The sequence below is a fragment of the Hirschia baltica ATCC 49814 genome, from assembly GCF_000023785.1.
Lineage (GTDB): Bacteria > Pseudomonadota > Alphaproteobacteria > Caulobacterales > Hyphomonadaceae > Hirschia > Hirschia baltica.
Genome location: NC_012982.1, coordinates 3,218,830 through 3,234,323, shown reverse-complemented (window position 1 = coordinate 3,234,323; position 15,494 = coordinate 3,218,830). Strand labels below are relative to the sequence as shown.

General features: G+C 48.0%; 19 protein-coding genes. 7 read left to right on the top strand and 12 right to left on the bottom strand.

Going from position 1 to position 15,494, the window contains the following annotated elements:
- The first annotated feature begins 167 nt into the window (after positions 1–167).
- Both motA and mnmC read left to right on the top strand, forming a co-directional pair.
- A complete protein-coding gene (gene motA, locus HBAL_RS14765) occupies positions 168–1,034 on the top strand; it encodes a flagellar motor stator protein MotA (protein ID WP_015828754.1) in 867 nt (288 codons plus the stop codon).
- Between the two features lie 68 nt (positions 1,035–1,102).
- On the top strand, positions 1,103–3,082 hold the full coding sequence (gene mnmC, locus HBAL_RS14760) for an FAD-dependent 5-carboxymethylaminomethyl-2-thiouridine(34) oxidoreductase MnmC (RefSeq protein WP_015828753.1): 1,980 nt from the start codon (positions 1,103–1,105) through the stop codon (positions 3,080–3,082).
- 19 nt (positions 3,083–3,101) lie between these two features.
- Here the strand turns inward: mnmC and HBAL_RS14755 are convergent, their stop codons facing one another.
- From HBAL_RS14755 to HBAL_RS16840, 8 genes are all read right to left on the bottom strand, one after another.
- A complete protein-coding gene (locus HBAL_RS14755; protein WP_015828752.1) occupies positions 3,102–3,347 on the bottom strand; it encodes a hypothetical protein in 246 nt (81 codons plus the stop codon).
- Positions 3,348–3,392: 45 nt separating this feature from the next.
- Positions 3,393–3,617, bottom strand: coding sequence for a hypothetical protein (locus HBAL_RS14750; RefSeq protein WP_015828751.1), 225 nt, complete (start codon positions 3,615–3,617; stop codon positions 3,393–3,395).
- Positions 3,618–3,632: 15 nt separating this feature from the next.
- Positions 3,633–3,938, bottom strand: a complete 306-nt coding sequence (locus HBAL_RS14745) for a hypothetical protein (protein ID WP_015828750.1) — start codon at positions 3,936–3,938, stop codon at positions 3,633–3,635.
- Positions 3,939–3,992: 54 nt separating this feature from the next.
- Positions 3,993–4,250: a hypothetical protein gene (locus tag HBAL_RS14740; RefSeq protein WP_015828749.1), complete on the bottom strand. Its 258-nt coding sequence runs from the start codon at positions 4,248–4,250 to the stop codon at positions 3,993–3,995.
- 82 nt (positions 4,251–4,332) lie between these two features.
- Positions 4,333–4,737 carry an envelope stress response membrane protein PspC gene (pspC, locus tag HBAL_RS14735; RefSeq protein WP_015828748.1) on the bottom strand — a complete coding sequence of 135 codons (405 nt, stop codon included), beginning with the start codon at positions 4,735–4,737 and terminating at the stop codon, positions 4,333–4,335.
- Positions 4,738–4,769: 32 nt separating this feature from the next.
- Positions 4,770–5,030 carry an envelope stress response membrane protein PspB gene (pspB, locus tag HBAL_RS14730; RefSeq protein WP_015828747.1) on the bottom strand — a complete coding sequence of 87 codons (261 nt, stop codon included), beginning with the start codon at positions 5,028–5,030 and terminating at the stop codon, positions 4,770–4,772.
- A complete protein-coding gene (pspA, locus tag HBAL_RS14725) occupies positions 5,030–5,698 on the bottom strand; it encodes a phage shock protein PspA (protein WP_015828746.1) in 669 nt (222 codons plus the stop codon). The genes pspB and pspA overlap by 1 nt, the downstream gene beginning before the upstream one ends.
- Positions 5,699–5,724: 26 nt before the next feature.
- Entirely contained in the window at positions 5,725–5,862 is a 138-nt protein-coding gene (locus tag HBAL_RS16840) for a hypothetical protein (protein WP_015828745.1), read from the bottom strand.
- A gap of 206 nt (positions 5,863–6,068) precedes the next feature.
- Here HBAL_RS16840 and pspF point away from each other — a divergent pair, with 206 nt between their 5' ends.
- A complete protein-coding gene (gene pspF, locus HBAL_RS14720) occupies positions 6,069–7,244 on the top strand; it encodes a phage shock protein operon transcriptional activator (protein WP_015828744.1) in 1,176 nt (391 codons plus the stop codon).
- A gap of 121 nt (positions 7,245–7,365) precedes the next feature.
- On the top strand, positions 7,366–8,400 hold the full coding sequence (locus HBAL_RS14715) for an MORN repeat-containing protein (RefSeq protein WP_015828743.1): 1,035 nt from the start codon (positions 7,366–7,368) through the stop codon (positions 8,398–8,400).
- 4 nt (positions 8,401–8,404) lie between these two features.
- Here the strand turns inward: HBAL_RS14715 and HBAL_RS14710 are convergent, their stop codons facing one another.
- On the bottom strand, positions 8,405–9,787 hold the full coding sequence (locus tag HBAL_RS14710) for a hypothetical protein (protein ID WP_015828742.1): 1,383 nt from the start codon (positions 9,785–9,787) through the stop codon (positions 8,405–8,407).
- Between the two features lie 197 nt (positions 9,788–9,984).
- Here HBAL_RS14710 and HBAL_RS14705 point away from each other — a divergent pair, with 197 nt between their 5' ends.
- The 3 genes from HBAL_RS14705 to HBAL_RS14695 are packed head-to-tail and all read left to right on the top strand — an operon-like array spanning position 9,985 to position 13,417.
- Positions 9,985–12,378, top strand: coding sequence for a tetratricopeptide repeat protein (locus tag HBAL_RS14705; protein ID WP_015828741.1), 2,394 nt, complete (start codon positions 9,985–9,987; stop codon positions 12,376–12,378).
- Between the two features lie 8 nt (positions 12,379–12,386).
- Positions 12,387–12,836, top strand: coding sequence for a YccF domain-containing protein (locus HBAL_RS14700; protein ID WP_015828740.1), 450 nt, complete (start codon positions 12,387–12,389; stop codon positions 12,834–12,836).
- Between the two features lie 2 nt (positions 12,837–12,838).
- Positions 12,839–13,417 carry a 3'-5' exonuclease gene (locus HBAL_RS14695; protein ID WP_015828739.1) on the top strand — a complete coding sequence of 193 codons (579 nt, stop codon included), beginning with the start codon at positions 12,839–12,841 and terminating at the stop codon, positions 13,415–13,417.
- Between the two features lie 33 nt (positions 13,418–13,450).
- On the opposite strand, the gene HBAL_RS14690 is transcribed toward HBAL_RS14695, so the two are convergent.
- From HBAL_RS14690 to HBAL_RS14680, 3 genes are all read right to left on the bottom strand, one after another.
- Positions 13,451–14,272: a TIGR00282 family metallophosphoesterase gene (locus tag HBAL_RS14690; RefSeq protein WP_015828738.1), complete on the bottom strand. Its 822-nt coding sequence runs from the start codon at positions 14,270–14,272 to the stop codon at positions 13,451–13,453.
- Between the two features lie 79 nt (positions 14,273–14,351).
- Entirely contained in the window at positions 14,352–14,798 is a 447-nt protein-coding gene (locus tag HBAL_RS14685) for a hypothetical protein (protein ID WP_015828737.1), read from the bottom strand.
- 77 nt (positions 14,799–14,875) lie between these two features.
- A complete protein-coding gene (locus HBAL_RS14680) occupies positions 14,876–15,487 on the bottom strand; it encodes a 5-formyltetrahydrofolate cyclo-ligase (protein ID WP_015828736.1) in 612 nt (203 codons plus the stop codon).
- Positions 15,488–15,494 lie beyond the last annotated feature (7 nt).

Below are 15,494 nucleotides of genomic sequence, written 5' to 3'. Positions count from 1 at the left end.
TATTGGCGAATGCTGAGTTTGACCGTGTTGTTTGAATAATCTGTAAAAATGAGATGAAGCAAATCCTAATGTAAACTGTCTGTTTTTTTGAATGCTCACACCTAACATTAAGGATAATCAGTCATAAAGAGATCTAATTAAGTTGAATCTTTTGGTGGATATCTTTTATGTTTCAGATCATAGGCCTACTCGTTGTGTTCGGCATGGTCTTCGGTGGGTTTGCGCTTGCCGGTGGTCATTTCGACGTGATCATTAAGGCGGCCCCGTTCGAGATGATGATGATTGGTGGTGCCGGTGTTGGTTCCTTTCTAATCTCAAACTCGATGGGAACAATCAAAGGTGCGATGGGTGGTTTTGGTAAAGCTCTGTCGGGTCCAAAGTGGAAAGCCAAAGATTATCAGGATCTTTTAACGCTGCTCTTTGTGTTGACCAAGACGATGAAAACCAAGGGGGTTGTGGCGATTGAGCCTCATATTGAAAACCCCAAAGATTCAAGCATATTTCAAAATTATCCCAAGATCCTGAAGGATCATTTCGCTTGTGATCTTATCTGTGACACGCTGCGCATGATGACGATGAATATGGATGATCCGCATCAGGTGGAAGATGCTATCGAAAAACAGATTGAGAAACATCATAGTGAGGCGCATGGCGCGGCACATGCTGTTCAAAACCTCGCCGATGCATTTCCGGCTTTGGGTATTGTTGCGGCGGTGCTTGGTATTATTAAAACAATGGGTGCGATCTCTCAGCCACCTGAATATTTGGGTAAATTGATTGGTTCTGCGCTTGTGGGGACATTCCTCGGTATCTTTATCGCTTATGGTATTGTGGGCCCGTTTGCGGCGCGTATGGGCGAGGTGTTGGATGAAGAAGGTCAGTTCTACAAGATCATCAAGGATGTGCTAGTCTCTCACCTACACGGTAATGCGGCTCAGATTTCAGTTGAGCTAGGGCGTGGATCTGTTCCGACATCATGTCAGCCTTCATTCACTCAAATGGAAGAAGCTCTAAACGCTGCGCCTCAGATTTAATTCTGCATTTATAAAAAATTGTATGCGCCGTCTCGCCAGTTGGGTTGAGGCGGCGTATTCGTGTTTGCATGTCAGAAAATATGTTCAAATCAAAACGTCTTCCGCCTCGACCCGAATTATATTGGCAAGAGGATGGAGTTCCGCGTGATCAGATCAATGATGATGTGTATTTTAGCGTATCTAATGGGTTGGAAGAAACACGCGAGGTTTTTTTTAGAGGGTGTGGATTAGTTGATCGCTGGCAAGCCATGAGGGCGGGGATAAGTGCATCAAATACCTTCACAATTGGAGAGCTGGGATTTGGCACGGGGCTAAATATTGCGGCGCTGCGTCAGCTGTGGCGAGAGCATCGTCCCAATCCGCAGGCAAGGCTGGAAGTGATCAGTTTTGAAGGGCGCTTAATGCGGGTTGAGGATGCAAAAACTGCGCTTTCAGTGTGGCCAGAGTTAGCATCTGATGTGCAAACACTGCTGAGTTTGTGGCCAGTTCGTGCGAAGGGAGTGCAGAGACTCTGTCTAGATTTTGGTATGTCACTGTTGATTGTTCAAGATGAGATTGAACCGGCGTTAAAAAATACAGCTTTTAAAGCCGATGCCTGGTTTTTGGATGGATTTTCGCCAGCAAAAAATCCAGAAATGTGGTCTTCAGAGGTGATGGCGCAAATTGCCCTACATTCAGCGCCTGAATGTGTTGTTGGCACCTATACCGTGGCGGGACATGTTAGAAGGGCACTCGCTGCGGGTGGTTTTGAGGTTTCCAAACAGCCCGGATTTGGCACGAAACGCGAAAGAATGCAGGCAATTTATCCAACACTGCCCAAGCCTGAGATATATTGTGATCCATTGCTGCTGAACACCGAACGAGCGTGTCCTGCTAGCGTGATTGTGATTGGGGCCGGAATTATGGGGGCATGCATGGCGCAGGCTTTCCATGAACGCGGCTGTGATGTGACGGTTTTGGATAAGGGGGAAGGTATAGAAGAAGGCGCGAGCGCAAATCCGCTTGGTTTGGTTGCACCAAGACTGGATGGCGCAGATACGCCGCAAGCAAGGCTTTTGATTGATGCCTATCTTGCTGCCATTGCCTTTTACAAGACGCAAAATATTGGCGCATGGCCTGTGGATACGGCGCATTTTTCAAGTTCGAATGAAGAGATTGGGCGACATGCGAAGATAAAAGATGATCCGCCATTGGATACTGATTTACTTGGTGTTTTGGAAGATGAGGGCAGGCAGATGGGTCTGAATTATCTTTCTTCTATGGCGGTTTCACCTGTGGATGTGCGGTCGCAATTGCTCAAAGATATCAATGTTGTCTGGAATACGAAAATCACCTCGATTGGTGCGGTAGATGGCGCACAACGATGTGTGACGGCGATACGTGATGGGCAGGTCTTTGAATATGAGGCGGATCTTGTTGTCATCGCGGCAGGCATGGGGATAGCTGATCTTGCGGGCGGCGAGGGGCTGCCATTGCGCGGACGCGGCGGCCAATTGGAATATGCGCAATATGATGGCCCTGACTTTGCGCGGTCAAAGGGGCATTATGTTGTGGGTGCGAATGGTAAAATCGTATTTGGGGCCACCTATCAAGATAGTGATGGGAAAGCGCCAGAAGCGAGTGATGCCGCGCGGGCGGAGAATATGCTTGCGCTGGATGTGTTGGCACCAGAACTCAAAGAAAAAATTCTCTCTGGGAAGGTCCAATCTGCAACGGCTGTGCGCGCGGCAACGCCGGATCAATTGCCTTTTGCGGGGCGATTGCCGGAATTTGCAGCCTATCGAGCGCATTATGGTGAGGATCTGCGGACAGGAAGAGCCTTGAAACCTATAGATGGGCAAGGTTTCAAGGCGCTTTATCAGCGGGGTATGTATGCAGCGGGGGGCTTAGGGTCGCGCGGGCTGACATGGGCACCATTTCTGGCGCAGATAATCGTCGCCGATGCATTTGGGGGGCCAGTTCCAACTGGGGCTGACAGTCGAGAACTCATTGCACCGGCGCGGTTTTTTATGCGTCAATTGAAGCGTGAAAAACCGAAAAAAGATTAGGTGTGTGTCATAAATTATCTTAGGCGTAATTTGGCTGTTTTGATATTTCATCAAAGCGGCGTTTGAGGTGCTCGTTTTCGTCTGTGGCTAGACGTTCCAGCGTTTCAATTCTTGTGAGGGCGATATCCAGTTTTTCAGTAAGTTCTTTGAACTGACCTTCCGTGACGCGGCTTCCTGCGGTGACTTTGGCCTCAAAATAGATTGTGACGCCGCAAGTCACGAATATGATGACGGCTAACAGCAGAAAAAATACATAAATATCCATAACATTTGCCTGTTTGAAATAGAGTGAGTGCTTATATTGTATTCACTAAAGGTTGCGAAATTCTCGTTTGAGGTCTTGGTCGCTATCGAGGGCCAAGCGCTCAAGTGTTTCAACGCGGGTAATGGTTTTGTCTAATTTGCTGACGATTTCGGCAAACTCTGCGTCGCTAATCTTGCTTCCGGACTTGCCTTTATTTTCAAAATAGGAGGTGACAATTCCTGTGCCGCAACCAATGGCAACGATAATGACGACAAATACAAATACATCCATAATTTGGGCTTTCTCTTAATAACGGTCTGTGTCTACGGATTTACGGACATTGGAAACGTCGCTTTTTAAGGTTTGGAACTCACGTTTAAGCTCGCGGTCTTCGTCGGTCACAATGGTTTCCAGCGCTGTTAGTCTGGCTGTAATGCGGTCGAGCTGGTCGTTCATTTTGAAAAGCAATTCGTCTGTTTGAGCAGTGTTTTCGTTTGCCTTCCGCATATCTTTTTTGTTTGCATTGTTTTTGCTTTGGATTGATGCCTTGATCAGGCTGGTCAACATCACTAGCGCCACGATGCAGACGACCATTACTTGTCCGCCTTCCATTTTTCTGTCTCCTCTTTCTTGTTGTCGTTTGCAATTTAGCAGAAAATTCGATGTCTAGCGTAAAATCTTCAAGCTAGTTGCGTCTGCGTATTTTTTCCAATTGATATCGAGAAGAGGGCATTGCGGCGGGCATTGTTCCTGATTGATTTCAAGTGCTTTGCCTGTTTGTGCGTCTGCTTGGAAGTATTTCACTTCTAAGCCGGCGGTTCGAACGCTGATTTCACCATTCTGAGATGCGATTGTCAGGGCGATTAAACCAGTTGTCAGTAGGCTTGTTGCCGCTATGACGCGTGTTGAGAATTGCAGTGCCATTTTATTTTCCCTCTTCTGCTTCTCGCTGCGCTACCGGACCATTATATTTTTTGGGAGGTCCGATAATACAGCTCGATTTTTGCTAACTTTTTTCTAGATCACGAAATTGTCTGCGTAGGCGCCATTCATCTGATGTGACGGCTTTTTCTACACCCTGCATCCGGTCTTCTAGGTCCATGAATTTGTATCTGATGTTAGACAGTGTAACTTTCGGGCGGTCAGATACGCCCTGCCAAAAAGACTCTTCGTCCTTTGTCATATTGTGCATTGTGCGACGCTTGGGTGTGACAGCCCATGTGATGAGATATCCGGCAAAAACAACACCGGAAAATACACCTGTAATCATAGATACAACGGCTGCGATACGAACCAATAACGGGTCCCATCCCATGCGCTCGGCGATACCGGCACAAACACCACCAATCATGCGGTCATTTGTCGGGCGGTAAAATCTCTTAGGATTTTTATAGTTTGAATACTCGTCCATCTTAAAATTCTTTCTATTCTGAATTGATCGTATTAACCGTCGAGGTCGCGAAAATCGCTTCTGGGGCGGCGAGGGGCTTTTTCAGGCCCCTCTGGTTCGATCAGCTTTTCTATTGTTTCGATGCGGCGCTCCATTGTGCGGGCGGAACGCCATAAATCTTCCAGCATTCTCTCGTCATCTGCTGAGAGGCCTTTATTGCTGCGCCACATTGTAAAGTAATGCATGCACATGCCGGGGAAGATCACGAATATCGACAGGATTGCGATAATCGGGATGAGGATATCTTCGTCCATTAGTTATCCGATCCTGATTTCTTGCGCGCTTTCATGGCGGCTAATTCCAATTCGACACTTTCTGAGGCCTCAAGGTCTGCAAATTCACTTTCAAGTGTTTTGCTTTTGAGGTCGTATGTGTCGGCATAAGCTTCTAATTCATCGACTTTGCGCTCAACTGCTGCGTAGCGGTGCAATGCGTCATCAACTTTTGAATCATCAATGCGTGAGCGAACTTTGATGCGTTCTTCAGCTGCTTGGCGGCGGACCATCAAAGCGCGGTGCTTGGTTTTAGCTTCTTCAAGTTTGGCTTGAAGTTTGCCAAGATCATCCTGACGTTTTGCGGCGGCATCATCGACTGCAGCAAGGGCTGATTTGCGGCTTTCGATTTCGCGTTCGGCGCGTTGTTTCGCTGAGAGAGCGCCACGTGCAAGGTCTTCGCGGTCTTTTTCGATTGCGAGTTCTGCTTTTGCAGACCAGTCATCGCGGACAATTTGAAGTTCACGCATTTCGCGTTGAAGTTCTTTTTTGTCTGCCATTGTGCGGGCTGCGGCTGTGCGGACTTCTACAAGTGTGTCTTCCATTTCTTGAATGATTAGACGTGCGATTTTCTCAGGGTCTTCAGCCTTGTCGAGCATGGCGTTCAGATTTGAGTTTATGATGTCTCCAAAGCGAGAAAAAATTCCCATTGTTCGGTATCCTTTAGGGTCAGTGATTAAAAGAGAATGCGTGCGATGATCACGCCTGCAATGAAGAAACCCCAGTTTTCAATTGGGCGAGACTTAAGCCAGTTGCCCAACCGGTTAAGTGTGTCTTCGGTCGAGGACTTTGAGTGATCTGTATTGTCGTACATGCATTTATTCTCCGTTGTTGGCGGCCCCTTTGTCGCCGTGTATGCCAAGTAATTTGCAAACACCGTGCCAGTTTTAAATTAATTTTATTAGTATTTGATTTTGCTGTATTTTTTAGTTTTACGGCAAGATTCGCGTTAATAAAAATGTATAAAAAGTACGAAAAATAAATGTAGAAAAAATACAAATATAGTATATAATATGCATTATGATCGGATCAGCACCAGAATTAATCGGGCAATCACAAGCGTGGTTGGAGAGTTTAGAGCGCGTTTCACTTGCGGCTCCTATTGAGCGGCCTTTGCTAGTCGTAGGCGAGCGTGGAACGGGTAAAGAGCTTATTGCAGAGCGTGTGCATTTCTTATCCAAACGGTGGGATGGGCCGTTTGTGAAGGTCAATTGCGCGGCTTTGTCTGAGGATTTGCTAGACTCTGAATTATTCGGTCATGAGCAGGGCGCTTTTACGGGGGCGACTAAGCGCCGGTTGGGACGATTTGAGCAGGCCGATAAAGGCACGCTTTTTCTCGATGAGATCGCAACGGCGAGTATGGAAGTGCAGGAAAAGCTGTTGCGTGTGATTGAGTATGGAGAATTTCAACGCTTGGGCGGCGAGGAAGTTTTGCATTGTGATGTGCGCGTGGTTGGCGCGACGAATGTTGATTTGCCATCGCGCGCAAATGATGGAAGGTTTCGTGCTGACCTTCTCGATCGTTTGGCATTTGATGTGATTACGTTGGCCCCCTTGCGGGCGCGCGGTGAAGATATTGCGGAGCTGGCTGAGTATTTCGGAAACAAGATGGCGCGCGAACTTGGATTTGTTTTTCCGGGGTTTTCGCGCGGCGCAATTGCTGCCTTTAAAGCGCATGACTGGCCGGGGAATGTGCGCGAATTGAAGAATGCATCCGAGCGCGCCGTGTATCGTGACCTTGCGATGCGCGCGCCGCATGAGATAGATGTGCCGGTTAATCTCAATATGGATGCGCTTGATCCATTTGCATCAGGGTTTAGACCCGCCGTGGAGCTTGGCGGTGAGGGACAAAATAAGCAGCAACAAATTCCGACCGAGGAAATTGATTATCTTGGAGAAGCGCTGGAGCATCATAATTCGCATGCGCCGATTGATTTTGAAAAACAGACAGCGGCTTTTGAGCAAAGGCTGATTGATGATGCTTTTGCAGCGTGTGGCGGCCACCAGAAAAACACGGCAGAGCATCTTGGTCTGTCTTATAATCAGTTTCGCGGATTATTGCGCAAATATGGTTATCAGAAAAATTCAACTCGAAGTGCCGACAAAGAACAGCCCAGCAAGGGCGCAAAGGGCAATGATCGCGTGCCATTTGAGTCAATAATGCCGAAAAATGATAAGCCGCGTCCAGGAATGTAGCCTTGATTTGGCTTTCGTGCGTGCAATTGAAAATCAGGGCTAGCCCTGAGCCATTGTTTGGGCGTAAATTTCCAACATGGTTAATGTTCGTATGTCTTCGCAATTTTAAGCAGGTGAATTTATGTCTACAGCGCGTCCACTTACATATATGTGTGATGATATAGATCCTGAGCTGATGGTTGAGTTTTTAAACTGGCTGCGCCGGTTTGAGGTGCGAACAGAAGAGATAGACGAAAGTTCTCTGCATTTTCCACCTGATTTGATTTTACTGGGCGCACGTTCTGAAACATTTATGATCTTGGACCCCACGACAACGGACGGGTCACATTATGTGGTGCTTGATAATGATCCGCCCAAACAGGTTGCAAAAGGTGTATTTCGCATCACCACTGCGACGATGTCCGGGTTGGAGGATGAGTGGAAGACGCTGCTGCGAGTGATTGGGCGCCAGATTGGAATGCCGAGCCTGCCATTTCGCGCCAAGGAAATTTTTGAGGAGGGGGAGGATTCCCTCAATATTGATTTCGTCGAATTAGAAGAGAGTATAAAACAGGCGGATGAAGCGCGCATGGAGCGCTATACGCTGACTTTTGCGCGCAAGGCTGGAACTGAGTTTCAGCGCCTTGTTGATGCTGAAGACTATACTGATGAAGCAGGACAGGCCTTTATATCAGCGCGGTATTCAGAGCGTCGCGCCGAGGAGGCGGCGGCTATGGCACGCGAAGAATTGGGAAAGTCATTTTCTCATACAAAACCAAATTCCGCTGGTGTGTGTTGGGGCCGGATCAAATGGAAAAAGACAGAGTTTGTCGAGGATATTCTGTATGAAGGTGAAACCGATGGCATAGATGCGCATGGGTTTGGAATTTTGACGCAGAAAGTGGATGGCAGAGACCAGACCTATAGCGGTCAGTTTATCAATGGCGTAAGGGTTGGTTTTGGTGTTGGGTTTGATGATGTTTTGACATGGGTTGGCGCATGGTTTGGCGATCAGCCGCATGGACATGGTGTTTTCTTGCAAGGAAAAAACAAGGAATCTGCAAACCATGTTCAGGGAGAGGTGTATGTCCCTTTGGAAACGGAAAACTATATGTTCAAAAAAGAGCAGAACAAAAAGTTAGGCCGTTTCAAGGGTAGAAATAGCAAAACTTTATAACACATTATCTGGGGCCAAAATCGGCTTGTCTATTGGCTTCTTGAATATCAGCAAGGCGCATTATTTGTGGCCGGCGTGCTGTGCGTTTTTTGCCTTTGTTTTCCATCATGGCGCGTATGAGCGTTAGGAACATAATACCAAGATCGACGGCGATACTGGCGAAGAGCGCGATAAATTCTTTTTCACCAAAATTTGTTGTTTTGTCCCAAGGGGGTGTGATGGTTTTTGCCAAATTGAAGAAAGCTGCGCGTGTCGCTTTTGGGCCTTCAGTAAATTCAAACTCCGGCGCTTTCATATCTTCGAGGGAGCGCAAGGATTGCGCAGATGCGCGTAGTTTTTCGGTGAGGACCGTATCCCAACAATAAGAAGAATCATTAGTGCGTGACGGATCTGCGCGGTTTGGGTTTTGTGGATCAGGACCAACATTGGCTGCGAGCGTTTCAAGACGGTCAGCAAATAGCGGCGCATTTGATATGCGTAAGGCGTTGGCTTTTGCGGTAAAGGCACGGGCATCATCAAAAACTTGGGTGAAGACGCGTTCTCTATCGGTTGAGGATAAGCGCGGCGCAATGGCTAATTGTTCTAATAGCGCAATTTCTTCAGGGTTTGTGACGCCTGAAGGTACGATGTTTGTGGATAGCGCGCTGATACGGTGCTGCAATATTGTGCGGTCATTTGTGAGGCGGCCAATCCAACTATCGGATACATCATCCCGCAAGGCTTTGGCGCGATCAGCGAAGGCGAAACGTGCGCGGGTGAGGGGGCCATCTCCTTCTTTGGAATTGGGACGGTTTGAACATGTGCCGCCTTGGCTGGCTTCAATGTCTGCGCGCTCGCGAGCGGTGGTGGATGCGCCGATTACGGATGTTTCCACAATGCTGAGGGCTTCATTGGCGGCATCGACAGATGTAGAGACTTTTTCAATGGCAGCGGAAAATTGATTGCGGGTAAATTCTTCACCAGCCAATTCTTTCCAGAAGAAACCATATCCAAATCCAACAGACCAGAAGGCGAAGAATAGGTAAAAGAAGCAGGCAAGAATACGCAGCATGATGCGGCGTTTAAATGTTTTTGGTTTTGCGTCCGGGTTTTCTAGAAGGTCGTTCTTGGTCGGCGTTTCGCGGACCGGCTTCATGCCGACGCCGAGTGCTGCGTTTAAGCCTGCAACCATTGTGAGGACGACAAAAATTGTGATGCCCCATATGGGTGCGGCTTCTGCGAGGGTGAGGGAGGTCTTACCTGCATTTGCCATGCGCAGATCTGAAAATCCCATAGCAGTGGCGATAATGGAGACGACGATAAAACCCGCCAGAGCAACAAGACTTGCGCCGTGACCTGTGAGGAATGACCAGAAGCGACCTATTTTTGACAATGCACTATCGGACACGCAAACTCCTCAAACGTCTAGGCGATACTCTACGACTTAACCAAAAAAAGCCTAGACTGAACAATACAGTTCAGTTGCTTTAAGAAAGCCCAGACCGTGAATCGCTTCAAGGGGGAAACTTATATTCTTGATAAAGTCCTTACGTCACTTCATTGTGAATGCTAGACGTTTTTTAGGTTAAATATGGGACAGAAACCATGACAGACGCCAAAAACATTGAAATAGCGAACTCGACTGCTGAAAAAACTGACGTTTTTATATCTTACAGCTCTAAAGATCGCGATAAAGCAGCAATGGTCGCAAGTGCGCTAACCAAAGCTGGTTTGAATGTTTGGTGGGACCGCTCTTTATTGCCTGGTGATAGTTATGAGATCACTATCGAGAAGGCTTTAAAAGACGCCAAAGCGGTTGTGGTCTGCTGGACGGAGAATGCAGTGGCATCTGATTGGGTGCGCTCTGAAGCTGATGATGCCCGTGTGAATGGTAAATTATGTCCCGTGATGTTGCAGGCATGTGATATTCCAAAACCGTTTGACCGTGTGCACACTGAAATGCTGATGAATTGGCACGGCAATCGTGATCATCATGCATTTCAAGAATTAGAAGAAGCAGTAAAAGCGCGCGTTGAGGGGCGGGCGGCCAAAGCTATTCCGTGGAAACGCAAATGGATTACGCGAGGTGCGCTTGTCTCGTTTCTGGCAATGGCGGGTGTGGCCGCAGCGAATGTGTCGCTAATTAAAGATTTGCTCGTGGATGATGATGCGCGCATTGAAAAACTGGTATCCGAACAAATAGCGGCGGCGTTGGCGGCTTCAGGGCAAGATTTGGATGCACGTAGCGCAGAGTCTTTGAAAGATGCTGTAAATGCTGTGTTTCGCTCTTCTGATGTGGAGAAAGCTGCTGCAAGAGAAGCTTTGGCGGCTGGTAATGTTGAAGAAGCTGCGCTTTCACTGGCGGAAGTGGCGGCAAAACAAGCGCAAGCTGCGGGCGATGCCGTAAATGCAGCGGCACAAAGCTATAGCGAAGCGGGGGCATTGTTTGCGGCAACAGATACTGCAAAGGCCGTTGATGCGTATGAGCAATCGTTAAAATTGGTTCCGAGTAATCCAGACGCTGCCAACGGGCTTGCGCCACTCTATGAGCGTATGGGCCGTATGGATGAAGCTGAAGCTTTGTATAATTCCATACTGACGGGTGCAGGCCAAACAGATGAAAAATGGGAAGCAAAAGCGTTGGGCAATTTGGCGCTTATGGCGCAATCACGTGGTGAATATCAGACCGCTTTAGATGGACTAACCAAAGTTAAAGCGATTTTTGAAAAACAACGTGATCAAGAAGCCGTCGCGCGGGCATTGGTCAATCTTGGTAATCTGACACATGCGATGGGCGATTATGAGAAGTCCATGTCATATTCCAAGCGGGCGCTTGCTTTGTCTAAGCAATTGGGCTTGCCAAAAGGTGAGGCGGCTGCGCTGGGCAATATTGGGTATGCTTATATGTCTATGGGGGATGTGGATGCTGCGCGTGAAAACTATGCCTTATCGCTTGAGGCGATGGACCGCGCAGGTATGGAGACTGAAAAGGGCAATGCCTATCTCAATCTGACATCCATGCTTTCCAATGAAGGCAAGCTTGATGAAGCTGAAGCGATGGCCCGCAAAGCGCTGGCATTGGCTGATAAAATGCAATCGCGTTTGATTGAAGGCGGGGCGTTAAATCATCTTGCGATTATTGCGAGAGAGCGCGGTGAGTTTGATGAAGCTTTATTACACCATGAGCAAGCCATTAGCGCACTGGAGAAAATCAATTCAAGAGAATTGATCGTCAAGGAATTATGGTCGCAATCTTATACCGCCGAAGATATGGGGGATAAAGCTGAAATTGTGAGGCTGCTCAAAGAGGCTGTCTCTGTAGCCGATCAGATGCAAGATCACACGACGCAGGTGCGGGCATTGATGAAACTGGCGCAGGCTGTCGCGATGCAAAGCACTGCTGAAGAAGCGCTTGGTTATGTTGAGGATGCACAGCAACGATGTGTGGAGGCTGATGATGGCGCATGTCTTGGTATGGTGCTGCTCGCACGGTCTGATTATGTTGCTTATATGGGAAATATGCAGGGGGCAGTTGATATGCTGGGCCAGTCTGTTGATGCTTATGCGTCCGTCAATGATGTTGATGGACAATTGAATGCATTGCGTCAGATTGCAAACCTAGCATCGCGTGCGTCAGTGGCCAGTCTTGTTATTCAAGCGACAGATGAAAGCCTTGCTTTGGCGCGGATGCAATCGCCTGTGGATGTGTCGGGCTTGAGCACTGACTTAGAGCGCCGCGTTCAAGCCTTTTATGAGCTGGATGATTACGAAAGCGCGATGGGGGCAGCTAAGGAAAATCTGACATTGCTAAAAGATTATAACGGAGAATATGCGCCCATCATGAAAGCGAATGCGCATGTGATGGTGGCAAATTTATCTAGGGCTCAAGGGGAAACTGAGAGCATTGATGCACATTTCCAATCGGCCATTTCAATCCTCGAAATCAGTGGCACAAACCCTGAGCAATTGGCGAGCATCCGTCAAATGGCGGCGCAATAGGGATTTTGATGGCATTATTAGGAAATATATTCTGGTATTTCCCCTTTTTGGGATTTGTGTCAGCAGCAATTGTTTGGCTTGTAGGAATGTTGTTGGTGTTGACGGTGGTGGGCGCACCATTGGGAACTGGTTTGGTCGAGTTGGGACGATTTTTATTCTGGCCATTTGGTAGTCGCATGGTGGAGGCTAAGCACGCTGGTGGGTTAATCGCTCAAAATGGCTTGTGGCGCGTTTGGGGGTGGTTGGTGCTGCTCTTATGGTTGCCTATAGGCATTGTGGTCGCAATCGTTTTAGTCGTTAAAGGCGTGCTTATGTGTTTGACGATTGTGGGTATTCCCGCTGGGTTGGCGATATTAAAATCTGTGCCCACAGCTTTAAATCCGGTGGGTAAGCGACGTGTATCAAAGATTGAAGCGGAAGAGATTGAACGCGCCCGGTTTTATCAAAATAGGATATGAGCATGGGACCACCAGAGGATGATTATAGGTTTATCGCGCTGGATGTCGAAACGGCCAATAATGATCGCGCGAGTATATGTCAGATAGGTTTGGCATGTGTGGGTTGGGATGGAGAGATATTGATATGGTCTACCTATGTGAATCCAGACGTTTCTTTTTCTGCATTTAATACGAAACTGCATGGTATTGGAGCAGATACTGTTCGGCACGCGCAAATGTTTCCAGATGTGTGGGGACGTCTTCAGCCATTTTTGAAGCAACACGCAATGGTGCAGCATAGTCGTTTTGATGAATTAGCGATAAATGCAGCCTGCCAGATGCATGCTTTGCCTTTGCCTCGATTGGCATGGACAGATAGCGTGAAAGTGGCGCAACAAGCTTGGCCACAATTTAAGGGCAATGGCGGGCATGGCTTATCAAGCCTTAAAAAGCGACTTGGCTTGAAGTTCAAGCATCATGATGCAGGAGAAGATGCGGGCGCTTCAGCGCAAATAATCTTGCGGGCCGAATCTGTCCTCGGCCATGCTTTTGGTAAGGTGACATCTATTCCCACCCAGCGTCAGCTACGTTTGCCGTTTTAAAATACGACGTGCGTACAGGCGTGGTTTAGCGATCTAAAGCTTTGGGAAAGTTTCTTTTAGCCGACCACCAATGCGGATGGGATCAATACGGGTTGCGAGGCCAGTTGCATCATCAGTTTCAACAAATACACCACACATTGTGCCTTCACCATCGGCTGGTTCCATACGCGGGCTTGGGAGGCGCGTTGTTTGGCGTTGAATGATAATTTCTTTTTTCATGCCGATTACGCTGTCATAATCACCGCACATGCCAGCATCGGTCATATAAGCAGTTCCGCCCGGATAAATCTGATCATCAGCGGAAGGTGTGTGGGTGTGGGCACCGACAACAAGGCTAGCTTGACCATCAATAAGGTGTGCCAGACAGGCTTTTTCAGAGGAAGCTTCGGCGTGAACTTCGACGATAATGGCATCCGCGACTACGCCGAGAGGGGCTTCTTGCAATGCACGCAATACGCCTTGGAAGGGGTCGTCTAGACTGTCCATAAATACGCGGCCATGTATTTGGATCACATAGATACGGCGACCATCAGGCAGGGTGTAGAGGTGAGCGCCGCGTCCGGGGATTTCCAATCCTTGGGGGTAGTTGTAGGGTCTTATTAAACGTGGTTCACGCTCGATATAGGTAAGCATTTCGCGTTGGTCCCACGAATGGTTTCCAAGTGTAATACAATCGGCACCAGCGTCAAAAATATCGTTTGCGATTTTTTCGGTTATGCCAAACCCGCCGGCAGCGTTTTCACCGTTTACAACGACAAAATCCAGACCAAGGTCAAATTTGACGTCTGGCAGATTATCAATAACAGCAGCGCGACCGGATTTACCGACCACATCTCCGAAAAAGGCTAAACGCATAGAGAAGTCCACATAGGCAAGGGGCGTAAAAGGGAGGCTTTACGCCTTTGTCGGCCGATTGTGAATAGCCAGGGCGTTGTTAGTGAACCTTCGTGATTTCATCTATCGTGAAAATTTGTAGTCCGTTACAGTGAATAGAGACTGTTTCAAAAGGCGGTCTTGCCATGCCTTCGGAATATTTAGCGCCTGTTTCGTTTGATAAAGTAGTGTCGGATTCGACGATATTGAGAACTAAATTTGTTTCTGTCGTCATCTCATTATTTCGCTCTAAAGCTGCGAAAGTGTCTGCTGGGACGAGCTCGGCTTTGATGTGTACAATCCGATTTTTTTGAGGTGTCTTGGCATTTTCAATGCGCGGCTGAGGCATATGGTTGACCCAAGCATATGCATTTTCGATCTGAAATTTGCAGGCCTGTGTGTCTTTGCCGTGATCATCGTCTTGATTGGCATGGGAGCAAGCGTTCAATCCAATTGTTGCCAATACTGCAAGCGTTATAGCTTTTGATATGGAAGAAATGGTTTTCATCTTGGCTTCCTGTTTTGCGTGTCGCTAAGTGACCGTCTGAATCAATTAGATCATACAATTGGGAAGTATTCGAGGCGCTATTCGTCTTTTTGGTTTTGCGGAGCTGCGCGCGCAAGAAACAAAGGTACAGAATTATTTGGTGTTTCTGCCCAATCCAGCGCGATATCATGCGCTTCGGATGGGACAGCATCCACTTGTTGCTGGGAGTAACCAAGGCCTACAAAAAAGCAGGGGCCATCTGCGCGCAGCACTTTTATAGCGCGATCATAATAGCCTTTACCATATCCAAGGCGCGTGCCGCGTGCATCAAAGGCAAGCATGGGCGCGAGAACAAGTTTGGGGCGGATCTCGATAGCGTCGGAAGCAGGTTGCAGCAAACCAAATGGACCTTTGACGAGATCTTCTGGCTTTTCATGCAGGCGGAACGTCATATCGCCTGAGCTTTCAACGCGCGGCAGAACGATTTTTGCACCTTTTTTTCTCAATCTATTGAGCAGGGGAAGCGGGTCAAGCTCATCGCCAATGGCGCGATATCCCGCCACAACGGGACCAAAGCGATCAAGTAATTTTAATGGAAAACGTTTTGCAAGTTTGTCGGCAGCATCAGGGTCTCGCGCTGCGGATTCGGCGCGAATCTCCTTCATGTGAGCTCGAAGAAGGTCTTTTTGCTGCGCGTTCGGAGATGACAAATTTTAT